Genomic DNA, 14,656 nt, shown 5'->3' on the forward strand with positions numbered 1-14,656 from the left:
GATGTCCGCGGATTTCGCCATCGGCCTGCACGACTTCTCGGCAGCGACCGGACAGTACGTTCTGACGCACGAGACGCTGGCCGCCGAGAACGGCGCCGACGTCGCCAAATACCACAAGGGCATCGGCCAGCGGTCGATGAGCGTGCCCGCCGTCGACGAGGATATCGTGACGATGGCCGCCGCGGCGGCCGCACCCGTCGTCGCCCGGCACGGCGCCGACCAGATCCGGACGGTCCTGTTCGCCACGGAGTCCTCCATCGACCAGGCGAAGGCCGCCGGCATCTACGTCCACTCGCTGCTGGGCCTGCCGGCCGGCGCCCGGGTCGTCGAGCTCAAACAGGCCTGCTACAGCGGCACCGCCGCGCTCCAGTTCGCGCTCGGACTGGTCCACCGGGACCGCTCCGAGCAGGTCCTGGTGATCGCCAGCGACGTCTCGAAGTACGAGCGGGGCACGCCCGGCGAGGCGACTCAGGGTGCCGCCGCGGTGGCCATGCTGGTCAGCGCGGAGCCCGCGCTGATGCGGATCGAGAACCCCTCGGGCATGTTCACCGCCGACATCATGGACTTCTGGCGCCCGAACTACCGCACCACCGCCCTGGTCGACGGGCAGGAGTCCATCTCCGCCTACCTCCAGGCGGTGGAGGGGGCGTGGAAGGACTACACCGAGCGAGGGGGCCGCTCGCTCGACGAGTTCACCGCGTTCTGCTACCACCAGCCGTTCACGAAGATGGCCTACAAGGCGCACCGGCACCTGCTCGACCACTGCGGGTACGACGTCGACGACGGCGAGATCACCCGGGCCATCGGCCAGACGACCGGCTACAACGCCGTCATCGGCAACAGCTACACCGCGTCGGTGTACCTCGCGCTCGCCTCACTGCTCGACAACGCCGACGACCTGACCGACCGAACCGTCGGCTTCCTCAGCTACGGCTCCGGCAGCGTCGCCGAGTTCTTCGCCGGCACCGTGGTGCCGGGGTATCGCTCACACCTGCGCACCGACATGCACCGGGCGGCGATCGACCGGCGGCAGGAGATCGACTACGCGAAGTACCGGGAGATCCACGACCATTCCTTCCCGGTCGACGGCGGGAACCACGCCGTGCCGAGGGAGACCACCGGCCCCTACCGCCTGGCCGGGCTCGCCGGCCACAAGCGCCTCTACGAGCAGCTGTAGCCGGGCGCCCCTCAGGACCGGGCGGGTGTCTGCGCCGGCTGATCGATGAAGTGGTCGTGGGCCCAGCGGTCGAGCTCCTGCAGCGCCGGCCGCAGCGCCGCGCCCTTGGCGGTCAACCTGTACTGGACGCCGAGCGGCGGGCCCTCCAGCACCTCGCGCACCACCAGACCGGACTCCGCCAACTCCGCGAGCCGGGCGGCCAGCATGCGCTCGCCGATGCCCGGGACCGCCTGGCGAAGCTGCCCGAACCGGGCGGGACCGCCCAGCAGGATCGCCAGGATCAGGCCGTTCCACCGCTTGCCGAGGACGGCGAAGACCTGCGTCAGGGCGTCGCTGACGCTCTCGCATTCGTCGTGACCGGCATCCATCCGCCCAGGTTACCCGGCGGCACGCGGCCGGGCACCGTACGACCTCGACATGGGGGAGACATGGGAATCCTGTCGGCAGAGCACATGACGCCCCGGCACGGCACCACCGTCCGGCTGCCGGGCCGGGTATCGATCGGGATCCTGGCGACGGGCTCCTACCTGCCGGAGACCGAGATCGGCAACGACGAGGTCGCCGTACCGGCCGGAGTGGACGCCGCCTGGATCAGCGAACGGACCGGCATCCTCAGCCGCCGCCGGGCCGCGCCCGACCAGGCGACGTCCGACCTGGCGATCGCCGCGGCCCGCCGGGCGCTGGAGGCGGCGGCGGTGCGTGCCGCGGACCTCCAGCTGATCATCGTCGCCACCTCGACGCCGGACTACCCCCAGCCGTCCACCGCGTCGCTGGTGCAGGGAGCGCTCGGCGCCACCGGCGCCGCCGCCTTCGACATCAACGCCGTGTGCAGCGGGTTCGTCTTCGCGCTCTCGGTGGCGCAGCGCTTCCTGGCGCAGACCGCCGGCGGCCGGGCCCTGGTGATCGGCGCGGACGTCTACTCGCGCATCCTCAACCGCACCGACCGGCGTACCAGCACGCTCTTCGGCGACGGGGCCGGAGCCGTGATCCTCGGCGACGTCCCCCCGGAGCGGGGCATGGTGGCCGACCAGCTGGCCAGCTTCGGCGAGTACGCGGATCTCATCCGGGTGCCCGGCGGCGGTAGCCGGACCCCGCTGACCGCCGAGGCCCTCGCCGCCGGCCTCCAGCACTTCACCATGCAGGGCCGGGCGGTGCGCGAGTTCGTCGAGAGCTACCTGCCGCCCGCGGTCGCCGGGTTCCTCAAGGACGCGGGGCTGTCCCCGGACGACGTCGATCACGTCATCCCGCACCAGGCCAACGGGCGGATGCTCGACAGCCTGCTGCCGCACCTGGACCTGCCACGGGCGGTGCTGCACCGAACCGTCGAGCGCTACGGCAACACCGGCGCCGCCTCGATCCCCATCACGCTCGACCACGCCAACCGGTCCGGCCGGCTGCGCGCCGGTGACGTGGTGCTGCTCGCCGGCTTCGGCGGCGGGATGGCGACCGGAATCAGCGTCCTGCACTGGTGATGACGTCCGATTCCCATTCTTTCGAAAAGGCCGGGAAATGGTACGGCCACCCGAACCGATCCCCGAACAGAATAGACGGTGATCTTGTTGGGCCCAGCAATGCGAACCGAGACTCGGAGCATCACCACGGGGCATATACGGGAGAGGCGATGAATGACCCAGGACCGATCATCGTGACGGACAGCAGCGGTTCCGTCGTGGCGTCCGAGAAGCTGGTGGCGGGCCGCAACGGGCGCGACACCCCGGTGTATCAGGTGCGGAGCTGGGCGGTGACGGCACCGGAGCAGTTCGCGTACGAGGTCCAGCTCGCCGACGGCCTGCTCGACCCGGAGAACCCGGCGCTGCTGGACGCCGCCGGCGGCCCGGCCGGCCCGGCGCGCCGCTTCGTGGTCATCGACGACCGGGTGGCCGATCACTACGGCGACCGGGTGCGCGACTACCTCACCCGCAACCAGGTCCAGCACCGCATCCTGCGTCTCCGGGTCTCCGAGGAGACCAAGACGATGCAGGCGGTCCTGCGGCTGGTGTCGGCACTGGACGACTTCGGCATCAGCCGGCGGCGCGAGCCGATCATCGCGATCGGCGGCGGGGTCCTGCTGGACATCGCCGGTCTCGCCGCCAGCCTGTACCGCCGGGGCACCCCCCACGTCCGGGTGCCGACCACGCTGGTCGGGCTCATCGACGCGGGGATCGGGGTCAAGACCGGCGTCAACCACGGCGTCCACAAGAACCGGCTCGGCACCTACTTCGCGCCGGCCGCCGTCCTGCTGGACCGGTCGTTCCTGGCGACGCTGGACCGCCGCCATCTCAGCAACGGCCTCGCCGAGATCCTGAAGATCGCCCTGGTCACCGACGCGCGCCTGTTCGACCTGCTGGAGGCGCACGGTCAGCTCCTGATCGACGAGCGGTTCCAGGGCACGACCGAGACCGGCCGGAGGGCCGCGGACGAGGTCCTGGACCGGGCGATCGCCGGGATGCTGCACGAGCTCGCCCCCAACCTCAAGGAGCAGCAGCTCGACCGGCTCGTCGACTTCGGGCACTCGATCAGCCCCAGCATCGAGATGGTCGCCCTGCCCGAGCTGCTGCACGGCGAGGCGGTCGCGATCGACATGGCCCTGTTCACCATGCTGGCCGCCCGGCGCGGTTCGGTCGGCTCCGAGGAGAGCGGCCGCGTCCTGCGGCTGATGCGCGCGCTCGACCTCCCGGTGGACCACCCCGCCGTCGACTGGCCGCTGCTGGTGGAGGCCATGGAGAGCACCATCCGGCATCGGGACGGGCTGCAACGGCTGCCCCTGCCGGCCGGGATCGGCGCGGCGGTGTTCGCCAACGACGTCACCCTCGGCGAGCTCGCTCGCGCGCTGGAGGACCTACGGGAGATGGAGCGGGCCCATGCGTGACGGTGTGGTGGTCGCCGACGTGTCGGATCCGTCGGTGGTCTACGGGGTGCACGGCACCGAGGGCGCGTCCCGGTGGAAGTGCCTCGCCCGGCGGGCCGGGCTGTCCGCCGGCTGGGAGGCGATCGAGTGGGCGTGCCTGCCGCCCGGTGGAGTGAGCGGGGAACACCTGCACACCCGTACCGAGGAGATCTATTTCGTGCTGTCCGGCACCGGCGAGATCCTCCTCGACGGCGTGGCGACCCGGGTGGCGGCGGGATCCCTGATCCTGACCGGCGCCGGGGTGACGCACGGGCTGCGCAACGTCGGCGAGGACGACCTCGCCTGGCTGGTCGTGGAGATGTCGACACCCGCCACCGCAGCGGTGTTGAGCGAAGGGAGTGAGGCGGGATGAGCCGTGCACAGGTGATCAATCTTCAGCAGCCCGGAGAGGCCGACCCGGCCGGCGTCCTCGGCGGGCCGGTGCGCGGCATCCGGCGGGTGCGGCTGGCGGCGGGCGAGCAACGGCTCCTTTCGAGCCCGGGTACGGAGACCACGCTCTTCGTCCTCGACGGCGCCGGCGACGCGCACTCGGGCGACACCACCGCGGCGCTGGCTCACGGGGTGTCGGTGACGGTCCCGCTGGACACCGAACTGCGGATCACCGCCGGTACGGGCGGGATCGAGTACTTCGCCGTCGTCCTGGCCGTCGCGGAGACGGCCCGATGATCGTCACCCGCACCGCGCGGGGCTCGCGCACCGTGGCGCGGACCGGCGAGCGCATCGACTGGCGCTGCCTGGCCCGGCGCGGCATGCTGCACAGCGAGTGCGAGTCCATCGATCATCTGCGGCTGGCGCCCGGCACCGAGTTCGCGCTGACCGGCCGCTCCGGCCTGGAGAGCGTCTGGCTGGTCGTGGACGGCGCCGGGGAGTTCTTCGACGGTGGCCCCCGGCCCCGGCGGATCGCGGCCGGCGACGCCGTGCTCACCCCGGAGGAACGCCGGATCCGGCTGCGCGGCGGTGACGACGGCCTGGAACTGCTGTGGATCGCCGTGCTGCCCGAACCGGTCAGCGCACGGCTGCCCGGCCGGAAGCCGAGGCTGTGATGTCGCTGCTCAGCGAAGTCCGTACCGAGTCCTCGGCCGGATGGCCGTCCGGCTCGATGGAGGCGGTCACCATCGTCGGCCCGGGACGTCTGGAAACGGCCTCGGTTCCGGTGCCGGAGCCCCTGCCGGGCACCGTCCTGGTGGCTCCGCGACATGTCGGGATCTGCGGGACCGATCTGGAGCTGTTCCACGGCACGTCGAGCTACCTCGGCGACGGCCGGGCGGCCACCCCGCTGATCTTCGGCCACGAGTGGTGCGGCCGGGTGGTCAGCGCCGATCCGGGCACCGGCTGGCGGCCGGGCGACCGGGTGGCCGGTCAGACCATGGTGCCGTGCGGCGGCTGCGCCCGCTGCCGGGCCGGGCGGCGTGGGCTGTGCCGGCGCATGCGCGAGGTCGGCCTGTACGGGCTCGACGGCGCCGCCGCACAGTACATCCGGGTCCCGGGGCACGCCCTGGCCCGGCTGCCCGAGGCGGTGCCGGACCGGACCGCGGCCCTGGTCGAGCCGGCGGTCACCGTCGTCGAGTCGTTCGCGCGTACCGGCTGCGGCTTCGACGACCGGGTCGCCGTCCTCGGCACCGGCACCATCGGACTGCTCGCCGTGCAGTTCGCCCGCCGGGTGGCCGGACGGGTGGACGCCGTCGGCGTGGACCCGGCCGGGCTGGCGCTGGCCGTCCACTGTGGCGCGGACCGGGCGATACCGGTGGGCGAGACGACCGCCGGCTCGTACTCCCTGGTCGTGGAGGCCTCCGGGGCCCCGGAGGCGTTCGCCCATGCGCTCGACCTGGTCGAGCCGGGCGGGCGGGTCGGGGTCATCGGGGTGGCCAACGAGCCGACCGCGGGAGTGGTCGCCGGATCCGTCGCGCTGCGCGGCGTCTCCGTCCTCGGCATCCAGCACGGACTCGACCACTACGACCGCACCATCGAGCTCTTCGCGACCGGCGCGCTCACGGCGGACCCGCTGATCGGGGCGACGTTCCCGGCCGGGGCCGCGGCCGAGGCGTTCGCCTTCATGGAGAGCGCCCGGTCCGGCCCGCCCAAGGTGCTGCTGGACCTCACCGAGTGGGAAGGAGACCGGCGATGCGCCTGATCCACACGCACCACGATGCCGGCGAGAGCCGGCTGGACGCCGGGGCTCGCGGCATGCTCGCGGTGCGGCGGCTCACTCCCGGCGCCGTCGTGCCCGGCTCGTCGGGCGCCGAGACCGCGGTGCTGGTGCGGAAGGGCGACGTGCGCTGGCACGACGAGGCCGGCGACCAGCCGCTCGGCCCCGGCGACGGCATGTTCGCCGACGCGCGCAGTGGCCGGTGGCGGGTGACCGCCGGTGCGGCCGGCGCGACGCTGCTCCTGGTCCGGGGCGGGGAGACCGCCCCCGGCCCGGTCGCCCCCGCGGCCCCGGCCGGACGGTTCACGCTGAACGCCCGGCCCCACGGCGACGCGCTGACCGGCTTCGGCGGCTTCGTCGACATGGGAGTGCGCTGGCTGGTCACCGCCGCCACGCTGGGCGCCCGGAGCCTCGTCGTGGCCACCTCCACCTTCACCCCCGGCGGCAGCCACGACCTGCATCGTCATCCGTCCGCGGACGAGTACTTCCTGGTCCTGTCCGGCGGTGGCGAGCACCTGACCGAGTCCGGGCCGGTGTCGGTGGGCCCCGGCGACCTGGTGTATGTGCCCGCCGGCGAATGGCACGGCTACCGCACCGCACCCGGCGTGATCACCCGCACCGTCTACGGCTACCTCGGCGCCGGTGACCTCGATACGGCCGGATACCAGCTGATGTCCCGGAAGGCGACCGCATGAGTGAGAAGCGACGACCGATCGCGATCGTGACCGGCGCCAGCTCCGGCATCGGCCGGGCGACGGCGACCGTCCTCGCCGGACGCGGTTTCGACGTGGGCATCGGCTACCGGGCCAACGAGAAGGCCGCCCACGAGACCGCCGAGGCGGTGGCCGCCCGCGGCGCCGCCGCCCTGGTGTTCGCGCAGGACCTGGCCGACCCGGCGGGCGCCGCGGCGGCCCTGGAGACCGCGGTCGAACGGCTGGGCGGGGTGGACGTGTTCGTCAACAACGCGGGCGTGAACCGGCGTGCGCCGTTCCTGGAGGAGACCCTCCAGGACTGGCAGCGGGTGCTCGCCGTCGACCTCACCGGGCCGTTCGGCTGCGCCCAGGTCGCCGCCCGCCACATGGTCCGGCAGGGGCGTGGCGGCCGGATCGTCAACGTCAGCTCGGTGCATGACACGATCCCGATCGGGGGCGGCGCCACCTACTGCGCGGCCAAGGGCGGGCTGTCGATGCTCACCAAGGTGATGGCGCTGGAGCTGGCCGAACACGACATCACCGTCAACGCGGTCAGCCCGGGCGAGACGGCCACGCCGATGAACGGCGTGCCCGACGAGGTCGACGCCGCCGAGGTCGCCCGGCCGGAGATCCCGCTGGGCCGGCCCGGCAGGTCGCGCGAGGTCGCCGAGCTCATCGCCTTCCTGGCCGAGCCCGGCGCCGCCTACCTGACCGGCGCCCTGATCACCGTCGACGGCGGCCTCTCGCTGACGGCCGCCGTGGCCAACGCGCGCTACGCCGGGCGCAACTGAGCCGCACCCGCTCCCACCGCATCCACGAAGGAGACCACCAGCATGGCAGCACAGGGAATTCCGGGCGCGGGGTACGTGCACCACGTCGCCTACACGGTGCCGGATCTGGACGAGGCGGTCCGGTTCTTCGTCGACGTGATCGGCGCACGGCTGCTCTACCGGCTCGGGCCGGTGGAGGACACCGCCGGTGACTGGATGACGCGCCAGCTGAACGTCGACGCGAAGGCCTCGGCCCACATCGCGATGCTCCGGCTCGGCCCGTCCACCAATCTGGAGCTGTTCGAGTACGACGCGCCCGGCCAGAACCGCAGGCTCCCGCGCAACAGCGACTGGGGCGGCCACCACCTCGCCATCCACGTCGACGATGTGGACGCCGCCGTCGAGTACCTGCGGGCCCAGCCCGGGGTGCGGATCCTCGGCGAGCCGCAGACCATCACCGACGGGGTCATCGCCGGGGACCGGTGGGTCTACTTCACCACGCCGTGGGGCCTGCAGATGGAGGTGCTCAACATGCCGGCCGGCATGCCGTACGAGCGGCAGGTGCCCGACCGGCTCGCCTCCGTAGACGCGACCTGGAACGACTGAGGCGATGACCGCCGTCGACGACACGCGAGCCGCGCCGACCCGGTCCCGCCGGGAGGTGATCCTCGCCTTCATCCGGCTGGCGCGGCTGAAGTTCCTGCTGGAGAGCCTCATCACGGTGGCCCTCGGGATGGGGCTGGCCGCGCTCGCCGGGGAGGGGCTGCGGTGGCGCGAGTACCTGCTCGCCCAGGTCTTCATCTCCGGCACACACCTGATGACCCACTTCTGCAACGAGTACTTCGACTGGGACGCCGACACCGCGCACGCCTCGCCGACCGCCTGGACCGGGGGCAGCCGGGTGCTGACCCAGGGCCTGCTGACCCCGATGGCCAGCCTCTCGGCGGCGTTCGTGGCACTGTTCGCGATGATCGCGGTGGCCGCCCTGATGCCGTCGGTGGGCAGCCGGCTGACCGCGGTGCTGATCCTGGCGCTCGCCTGGTTCTACACCGCGCCGCCGGTCCGGCTGAACTACCGCGCGCTGGGCGAGGTGACCACCGCCGCCGTGCTCACCCTGCTCACCCCGGGCCTGGTGTGCTACCTCCAGGCGGGCCGGATCCCGGTCGAGCTGCCGGCGGTGTGCGTGCCGCTCTTCCTGGTGATGAGCGCCCGCATGATGGTGATGAACCTGTGCGACCACGAGGCGGATCTCGCGGTCGGCAAGCACACGGTGCCCAACCGGCTGGGTCCCCGGCGCGCCGTCGGGTTGATCGCCGCGCTGAACGTCGTCGCGTACCTGCTGCTGGTCGTGGTGACGATCGCGGGCGCCCTGCCGCCGGTGGTGGGGGTGGCCGTGCTGCTCACCGCGCCGCTGGCGTACTGGCTGGTGCGGGGTCTGCTGGACGATCCGCTGAGCGACCCGGCACGCAGCAACGCGGTGGCGTTGCGGGCCACGCTGCACGCCGCCTCCACGGGTTTCGCCGCGACGCTCGGCGTGCTGATCCAGGCCGGCGGCGACCCGCTGGTGGGCGCCCTGCTGGTGGCGTACCTGCTGCTGTTCATCGTCCTGATCGCGGGCGTCCGCCGCCGGGCCTGACGCCTTTTCACGAGAGGTCTCTCCACATGCCGCAATGGGAAGCGCTGCTCGCCGCCGGTGACCCGGTGCCGGCGCTGGCGCCCAAGCACGAGATCGATCTGACCGTGCAGACGATCCTCCAGTTGGTGTTCGCGGTCGGCTGGTCGGCCATCTACCTGATGGCGATCCGGCGCGGTTTCAAGGACGGGCGCCTGGGCATCCCGCTGCTCGCGCTCGCCGGCAACATCGGCTGGGAGACGATGTTCACCTGGGTGTTCCCGGTGGACCGTGCGAACTGGACGATCAACGTCTTCTGGTTCGCCATCGACCTGGTCATCGTCTACCAGGCGATCAGGTTCGGCCGGCGCGACTTCCCCGGGGTCGCGCCGGCGGTCTACCGCTGGTCGGTCGCCGGCCTCTTCGCGTTCGGGTTCGGGTTCATGTACGCGCTCCCGCACGACCTGGGCGGCGACTTCCTGTACCCGGCCCTGCTCCTCGACTGTTTCCTGAGTTACGCCTTCATCTGGATGCTGCTGCGCCGCGGTTCGACGGACGGGCAGACGATGTACATCGCGGTGCTCAAGCTGGTGGCGAACGCGGCCGCCACGGTCCTCGCGATCGCCAACTACCCCGACCGGCTGCTGTTCCCGGTGCTCTTCGCCACCACGGTGGTGCTCGACATCCTCTACATCGTGATGCTGCACCGCGCCTTCGTGAAGGAGGGCCGGCCGGTCTGGCGTACGGTATGACCGGGTCTAGCCACTGCAAAAAAAGAAGTTACTATACTTCCTGCCGGTAGATGCCGTCGTCTGGTCTCCGAAGGGCTGTCTCATGTCTGTCGTCTCGACCACCCTGTCGATCCTTCTCGCCGCCGTGTTCCTGTCGCTGGGGCTCGCGAAGCTGTTCGGGGCCAAGCCGATCCGGGAGACGTCGGAGCGGATCGGTGTCCCGTTCCCGTTCCTGCGGTTCGTCGGTGTGCTGGAGGTGTCCGCCGCGGTCGGCCTGCTCATCGGCCTCGCCTGGAAACCGCTGGGCATCGCCGCCGCGGTCGGGCTGACCCTCCTGATGGTCGGCGGCTACATCGCCCACGCCCGGGCCAAGGAGCCGGCCCAGGGTCTGCCGGCCGCCGTGCTGGCCGTCCTGGCCGGCGGCGCGGCCACCGCGCTTACCCTCAGCTGAGCTGGTCTCACCCTCAGCTGAGCGGGTGGCCCAGCCGGGGCCGCCACGGCGGACGTCGCCGTGTCGGCCCCGGCTCTCGACAGCGGATGTCAGTGCCGGGAGGCGGACTCCATCGCGGCCGGCAACTGGAGCCGCCCGGCGATGCCGAGCTTGCGGTAGACCGAGGTGAGCGCCTTCTCCACGGCCCGCTGACTGACGAAGAGGCGGGCCGCGATGTCCCGGTTGGAGCAGCCGCGGGCGGCCTCCATCGCGGTGCGCTGCTCGGTCGGGGTGAGGGCGGCCAGGCCCGTCCCGCGCAGCCGGCGCGGCCTCGCCCCGGTGGCCACCAGGGCCGCGTAGGCCTGCTCGGCCAGCGGCGCCGCGCCGCACTCCTGGGCCAGGTCCAGCCCGCGGCGCAGGTGTGGGCGCGCCTGCTCCGGCTGGTCCTGCCCGGCCAGGGCCGTACCGAGGTCGACCAGGGTCCGGGCGTGTTCGAGCCGGGCCGGCGACCCGGCCAGCACCGCGGCCGACTCCTCCAGCAGGCGCAGCCCGTCCGCCCCCGGGGTGACGTTGCCCAGGGTCCGCAGGGCCGCGCCCACCGGCGTGGCGGCGCCCCAGCTGCGGGCCAGCGCGAGCTCCTGCACGGCCAGCCGCCGTGCGGCCTGGGAGCGGCCGGTCTCGGCGTACGCGATCACCGTCATAGACCGCCAGTTGAGGATCGCCGGGTTGGCCCACGGCGCCCAGGAGACGAAGTTGCTGCAGGCGAGCAGGTCCGCCAGCGCCCCGGAGTGGTCGCCCTGGATGTGTCGCAGCCGGCCGCAGGCCACCAGCAGCGCGGCCCAGCCCTGGGTGCCGGGCACGGTGTCGCCCCGCCACTCGCGCAGCAGGGCCTCCGCCTCCTCGTGCTGCCCCATGCTCATCAGCGTGTCGGCGAGGCCCGCGGCGGCCGTGGGGCTGAACAGCATCTGGCGGTCGGCGCGTTGCAGGATCCGGACCGCCTCCCGGCCCGCCGTCCGTGCGGCCGCCAGATCTCCGGTGCGCCGGGCGAGGTCCGCGCGGACCAGCGCGACCAGCCCCTCCATCAGGCTGGAGTGCAGGCAGCGCGGCGTGTCCAGCGGCCAGCTCAGCAGGTGCTCGGCGAAGTCGGTCCGGTCGCTGAGGCCGAGGCCGGTCAGCGCGCAGAGGAAGTAGGGCAGACCGGCCGCCGCCGCGTGCAGGCCGGCGGTGAGCTGCCGCTCGATGACGGCGACGGTCTTCTCGGCCGAGGCGGAGAGCGCCGCGGCCCGGCACAGCGCGGCCACCGCGAGCGCCTGCTGCTCGTCGTGGGTCCGCCCCGGCACGGTCCGGCTGATCCGGTCGGCGAGCGCGGCGGCGTCCGGTGCGGTGGCGGAGCACCAGTAACCGTGGAACATCAGTTGCGTCTGCAGTTGCAGCGTCAGCGTGCGGTCCGCCTCGTCGTCGCTGCCGGCCAGGCCGTTGATCGCGTTGTGCAGGGCCTCCGCGGTGCCACAGGGATTGCGTGCGCTGTGCAGGCTGTAGGCCAGCCGGGCCGCCACGGTGCCGCGCTCGTGCGGGGTGGCGGCCAGCCGCATCCCCTCGTCCAGCCCGTGCAGGCCGCCGGTGTTGCTGCCGGCCTCGATCTGCGCGGTGGCCAGCGCCAACGGCACGTTGAGCCGCTGCTCCCCGTCGAGGGGCTCACGCATCGCCCGGCGCAGCAGCCGGGCCGCGGTCCCGGCCCGGCCGCCCGCCATGTGCTCCCGGGCCGCTTGCAGGAGTGTGCACACCACCCACTTCTCGCCGTACGTCGGGGCGGCCAGCAACTGCTCGGCGATGTCGGAATGGCTGGCGCCCCGCCGGCGCAGGGCCAGGGCGGTACGGGTGTGCTGGGCGCCGCGTTCGTCCGGGCTCAGACTCGCGCGGATCGCGTCACGCAGACCCGGGTCGCTCAGCCGCCCGGGATCGTCCGGGTGCAACAGCCCGATGTCGGCGAGCTGTTCGAGCGCGTGATCGATCCCGGGCACGTCGGCCATGGCGACCTCGGCGACCAGGTCACGGTCGGAGTGCTCGGGGAGGACGGCCAGCGCCGCGGCGACCGCGGCGTGCTGCCGGGGCTGCCGGTGCAGCCGTGCCAGCAGGATGTCCAGCAGGACGGTGCGGAAGACCTCCTCCAGATGGTGGATCGGGGTGGCGCCGGCCAGCCGTTCCAGCAGCGCGCGGACCAGCTGCGGATTGCCCCGGCAGAGCGTGTGGCAGGCGAGGACGAAACGGTCGTCGATCGGGTGGTCCAGGATCGTCGCGGCCAGTCTCCGGACCCCGTTGACGCTCAGCGGGGGCAGGCCCACCCGGGTGAAGGCGGTGTGCGCGGCCAGTTCCGCGAGGACCGCGGCGTGCTCGCCGCGCTGTGACGGGCGGCGGGTGAGAAGCAGCAGCACCGGCAGGCCGTCCAGCCGGCGGCCGGCGTAGTCGAGCCAGCGCAGCGACTCGTCGTCGGCGAGATGCATGTCGTCGACGACGAGGATGACCGGCTGCTGCCTGGCGAGCTCGGCGAGCTGGTGCTGCAGCCGGTGGTGGACGGTGTACGCGGTGGGCAGCCCGCCGCGCAGCGCCTGGCGGCCCGCGACCGGAGTGGCCGGTTCGAACAGCTGCCGGACGGTGCTCAACGGCCGGTCCTGCTCCAGTTGACCGCACCGGGCGCGCATCGTCCGCCATCCGCCGGCGTGGCCGGTCAGGAACTCGTTGACGAGGGCGGTCTTGCCGGCCCCCGCGGATCCCTCCACCAGCACCACCTGTGCGGCCCCGGTCTCGGCCAGATCGGCGAGCCGGCGAAGATCGTCAAGACGGCGCAACTCATCGAGATAGTGCGTCCTGGTCAACACAGCCACTCGGATCCCCCATTATTTGTTCTTATCCGATGAAACGCAGCGGCGGCCGCTGTGGACTTCGGTAACCCTAACCCGCCCATATATGTACGTCGATGAAATTCTCTTTTCGAGAAAGTGTCACGAGTCACGCGGCGAAATTGTTGGAAGGCTTTCTGAAAATGAAATGCCGAATCGGGGGAACGCTCCGGTGAGCCCCCCTTTCGGCGACGGTCCGCGGGTTGCCGGAATCAGGCGGCGGCTCCCTCGAGCCGCAGCACGGCGGCGGACACCGCGCCGGGCCGGGTGTCCCGGTAGTTCTCGACGAGGGCGGAACAGAACGCCTCCGGGGTGAAGGCGTACTCCTGGCTGCCCTCGTGCCGCAGCGCGAAGGCGGCGACCTGGCATCCGACCGCGGCGGCGTCGCCCGGCGTGAGTCCCCAGGCGATCCCGGCGACGAATCCCGAGCGGAACGCGTCACCCCCTCCGGTCGGGTCCACCACCGCCGGGATCGGCGCCGCGGGCACCGACGTCTCGCCGTGCCGGTCCCGGATCCGGACTCCCCGCTCGCCCCGGGTGGTCACCACCGTGCCGACCAGGCCGGGCAGGTCCGGTTCGCGGATCCCGCACTTCTCCAGGAGCAGGTCCAGCTCGTACTCGTTGGTCATCAGGTAGTCGGCGCCCGAGACGAACTCCTTGATCTCGGGCCCGGACATCCGGGCGATCTGCTGCGACGGATCCGCCGCGAACGGCCACCCGTGCTCACGGCAGGCGGCCGCGTGCCGCACCATGGCGCCCGGCGCGTCGGGCGCGACGATCACCAGCTCGGGCCGCGTCGCGCCGACGATGCCGGCCAGGTCGATCTCGGCGGCCTCCGCCATGGCGCCCGGGTAGAACGACGCGATCTGGCACTGCCGGGCGTCGGTGGTGCAGATGAACCGCGCGGTGTGGGCGGTGCGGCTGACGTGCACCGCGGAGCAGTCCACCCCGGAGTGTTCCAGCCGGCGGCGATAACCGTCGAAGTCGGCGCCGACCGCGCCGACCAGCCGCGGGCGACGGCCGAGCAGGGCCAAGCCGTAGGCGATGTTCGCGGCGACCCCGCCGTGGCGTACGACCAGGTCGTCCACCAGGAACGACAGGGAGACGGTGTCGAGGCGGTCGGCGATGAGCTGCTCGGTGAAGCTGCCGGGGAACGTCATCAGATGGTCGGTCGCGATCGACCCGGTCACGTAGATGCCGGTCATGTCAGGCCGTGGCCGCGCTCTTGAGGTCGGTGGCGCGGTCGGTGCTCTCCCACCGCAGGTCCGGCAGTTCACGGCCGAAGTGGCCGTA

The 14,656-nt window shown here is 72.5% G+C and carries 16 protein-coding genes; 13 read left to right on the forward strand and 3 right to left on the reverse strand.

Going from position 1 to position 14,656, the window contains the following annotated elements; translation table 11 throughout:
* The first annotated feature begins 1 nt into the window (after position 1).
* Positions 2 to 1,177, forward strand: coding sequence for a hydroxymethylglutaryl-CoA synthase (locus tag IEZ13_RS38785; RefSeq protein ID WP_183222332.1), 1,176 nt, complete (start codon positions 2 to 4; stop codon positions 1,175 to 1,177).
* Between the two features lie 11 nt (positions 1,178 to 1,188).
* Here the strand turns inward: IEZ13_RS38785 and IEZ13_RS38790 are convergent, their stop codons facing one another.
* Complete coding sequence (locus tag IEZ13_RS38790; RefSeq protein ID WP_183222333.1) at positions 1,189 to 1,545, reverse strand: winged helix-turn-helix transcriptional regulator; 357 nt, start codon at positions 1,543 to 1,545, stop codon at positions 1,189 to 1,191.
* Between the two features lie 60 nt (positions 1,546 to 1,605).
* On the opposite strand from IEZ13_RS38790, the gene IEZ13_RS38795 reads away from it, so the two are divergent.
* From IEZ13_RS38795 to IEZ13_RS38845, 12 genes are all read left to right on the forward strand, one after another.
* Positions 1,606 to 2,649 carry a 3-oxoacyl-ACP synthase III family protein gene (locus tag IEZ13_RS38795; protein WP_221245618.1) on the forward strand — a complete coding sequence of 348 codons (1,044 nt, stop codon included), beginning with the start codon at positions 1,606 to 1,608 and terminating at the stop codon, positions 2,647 to 2,649.
* Positions 2,650 to 2,798: 149 nt separating this feature from the next.
* Positions 2,799 to 4,046 (forward strand): sedoheptulose 7-phosphate cyclase, encoded by a 1,248-nt coding sequence (locus IEZ13_RS38800; protein ID WP_183222334.1) that lies wholly within the window; start codon positions 2,799 to 2,801, stop codon positions 4,044 to 4,046.
* Complete coding sequence (locus IEZ13_RS47115) at positions 4,039 to 4,437, forward strand: cupin domain-containing protein (RefSeq protein ID WP_203833845.1); 399 nt, start codon at positions 4,039 to 4,041, stop codon at positions 4,435 to 4,437. Before IEZ13_RS38800 ends, IEZ13_RS47115 begins: the two co-directional genes overlap by 8 nt.
* Positions 4,434 to 4,751 (forward strand): hypothetical protein, encoded by a 318-nt coding sequence (locus tag IEZ13_RS47120; RefSeq protein WP_203833846.1) that lies wholly within the window; start codon positions 4,434 to 4,436, stop codon positions 4,749 to 4,751. The genes IEZ13_RS47115 and IEZ13_RS47120 overlap by 4 nt, the downstream gene beginning before the upstream one ends.
* Positions 4,748 to 5,128: a cupin domain-containing protein gene (locus IEZ13_RS38810; protein ID WP_183222335.1), complete on the forward strand. Its 381-nt coding sequence runs from the start codon at positions 4,748 to 4,750 to the stop codon at positions 5,126 to 5,128. Before IEZ13_RS47120 ends, IEZ13_RS38810 begins: the two co-directional genes overlap by 4 nt.
* Positions 5,128 to 6,216 (forward strand): zinc-dependent alcohol dehydrogenase, encoded by a 1,089-nt coding sequence (locus IEZ13_RS38815; RefSeq protein ID WP_203833847.1) that lies wholly within the window; start codon positions 5,128 to 5,130, stop codon positions 6,214 to 6,216. Before IEZ13_RS38810 ends, IEZ13_RS38815 begins: the two co-directional genes overlap by 1 nt.
* Positions 6,207 to 6,926 carry a cupin domain-containing protein gene (locus IEZ13_RS38820; protein WP_183222336.1) on the forward strand — a complete coding sequence of 240 codons (720 nt, stop codon included), beginning with the start codon at positions 6,207 to 6,209 and terminating at the stop codon, positions 6,924 to 6,926. Before IEZ13_RS38815 ends, IEZ13_RS38820 begins: the two co-directional genes overlap by 10 nt.
* Entirely contained in the window at positions 6,923 to 7,714 is a 792-nt protein-coding gene (locus IEZ13_RS38825; RefSeq protein ID WP_183222337.1) for an SDR family oxidoreductase, read from the forward strand. Before IEZ13_RS38820 ends, IEZ13_RS38825 begins: the two co-directional genes overlap by 4 nt.
* A gap of 42 nt (positions 7,715 to 7,756) precedes the next feature.
* A complete protein-coding gene (locus IEZ13_RS38830; protein ID WP_183222338.1) occupies positions 7,757 to 8,299 on the forward strand; it encodes a VOC family protein in 543 nt (180 codons plus the stop codon).
* Positions 8,300 to 8,303: 4 nt separating this feature from the next.
* Positions 8,304 to 9,329 (forward strand): prenyltransferase, encoded by a 1,026-nt coding sequence (locus tag IEZ13_RS38835; protein ID WP_183222339.1) that lies wholly within the window; start codon positions 8,304 to 8,306, stop codon positions 9,327 to 9,329.
* A gap of 26 nt (positions 9,330 to 9,355) precedes the next feature.
* Positions 9,356 to 10,057 (forward strand): transmembrane-type terpene cyclase, encoded by a 702-nt coding sequence (locus tag IEZ13_RS38840; RefSeq protein ID WP_183222340.1) that lies wholly within the window; start codon positions 9,356 to 9,358, stop codon positions 10,055 to 10,057.
* An 82-nt stretch (positions 10,058 to 10,139) separates the two neighbouring features.
* Positions 10,140 to 10,487 (forward strand): DoxX family protein, encoded by a 348-nt coding sequence (locus IEZ13_RS38845; protein WP_183222341.1) that lies wholly within the window; start codon positions 10,140 to 10,142, stop codon positions 10,485 to 10,487.
* 89 nt (positions 10,488 to 10,576) lie between these two features.
* On the opposite strand, the gene IEZ13_RS38850 is transcribed toward IEZ13_RS38845, so the two are convergent.
* Both IEZ13_RS38850 and IEZ13_RS38855 read right to left on the reverse strand, forming a co-directional pair.
* The gene (locus tag IEZ13_RS38850; protein ID WP_183222342.1) at positions 10,577 to 13,339 is read right to left on the reverse strand and encodes an AAA family ATPase; all 2,763 of its coding nucleotides are present in this window, start codon (positions 13,337 to 13,339) and stop codon (positions 10,577 to 10,579) included.
* 236 nt (positions 13,340 to 13,575) lie between these two features.
* Positions 13,576 to 14,568: a carbohydrate kinase family protein gene (locus IEZ13_RS38855; RefSeq protein WP_183222343.1), complete on the reverse strand. Its 993-nt coding sequence runs from the start codon at positions 14,566 to 14,568 to the stop codon at positions 13,576 to 13,578.
* Between the last annotated feature and the right edge of the window lie 88 nt (positions 14,569 to 14,656).

The organism is Actinoplanes campanulatus (assembly GCF_014647795.1).
Lineage (GTDB): Bacteria > Actinomycetota > Actinomycetes > Mycobacteriales > Micromonosporaceae > Actinoplanes > Actinoplanes campanulatus.

Bases quoted from the DNA above. Each gene is read 5' to 3' on its own strand.
- IEZ13_RS47115 (WP_203833845.1), top strand. From the start codon at position 4,039: ATGCGTGACGGTGTGGTGGTCGCCGACGTGTCGGATCCGTCGGTGGTC.
- IEZ13_RS38840 (WP_183222340.1), top strand. From the start codon at position 9,356: ATGCCGCAATGGGAAGCGCTGCTCGCCGCCGGTGACCCGGTGCCGGCG.
- IEZ13_RS38855 (WP_183222343.1), bottom strand. From the start codon at position 14,568: ATGACCGGCATCTACGTGACCGGGTCGATCGCGACCGACCATCTGATG.
- IEZ13_RS38785 (WP_183222332.1), top strand. From the start codon at position 2: ATGTCCGCGGATTTCGCCATCGGCCTGCACGACTTCTCGGCAGCGACC.
- IEZ13_RS38820 (WP_183222336.1), top strand. From the start codon at position 6,207: ATGCGCCTGATCCACACGCACCACGATGCCGGCGAGAGCCGGCTGGAC.
- IEZ13_RS38795 (WP_221245618.1), top strand. From the start codon at position 1,606: ATGGGAATCCTGTCGGCAGAGCACATGACGCCCCGGCACGGCACCACC.
- IEZ13_RS38815 (WP_203833847.1), top strand. From the start codon at position 5,128: ATGTCGCTGCTCAGCGAAGTCCGTACCGAGTCCTCGGCCGGATGGCCG.
- IEZ13_RS38830 (WP_183222338.1), top strand. From the start codon at position 7,757: ATGGCAGCACAGGGAATTCCGGGCGCGGGGTACGTGCACCACGTCGCC.
- IEZ13_RS38845 (WP_183222341.1), top strand. From the start codon at position 10,140: ATGTCTGTCGTCTCGACCACCCTGTCGATCCTTCTCGCCGCCGTGTTC.
- IEZ13_RS38825 (WP_183222337.1), top strand. From the start codon at position 6,923: ATGAGTGAGAAGCGACGACCGATCGCGATCGTGACCGGCGCCAGCTCC.
- IEZ13_RS38800 (WP_183222334.1), top strand. From the start codon at position 2,799: ATGAATGACCCAGGACCGATCATCGTGACGGACAGCAGCGGTTCCGTC.
- IEZ13_RS38810 (WP_183222335.1), top strand. From the start codon at position 4,748: ATGATCGTCACCCGCACCGCGCGGGGCTCGCGCACCGTGGCGCGGACC.
- IEZ13_RS47120 (WP_203833846.1), top strand. From the start codon at position 4,434: ATGAGCCGTGCACAGGTGATCAATCTTCAGCAGCCCGGAGAGGCCGAC.
- IEZ13_RS38835 (WP_183222339.1), top strand. From the start codon at position 8,304: ATGACCGCCGTCGACGACACGCGAGCCGCGCCGACCCGGTCCCGCCGG.
- IEZ13_RS38790 (WP_183222333.1), bottom strand. From the start codon at position 1,545: ATGGATGCCGGTCACGACGAATGCGAGAGCGTCAGCGACGCCCTGACG.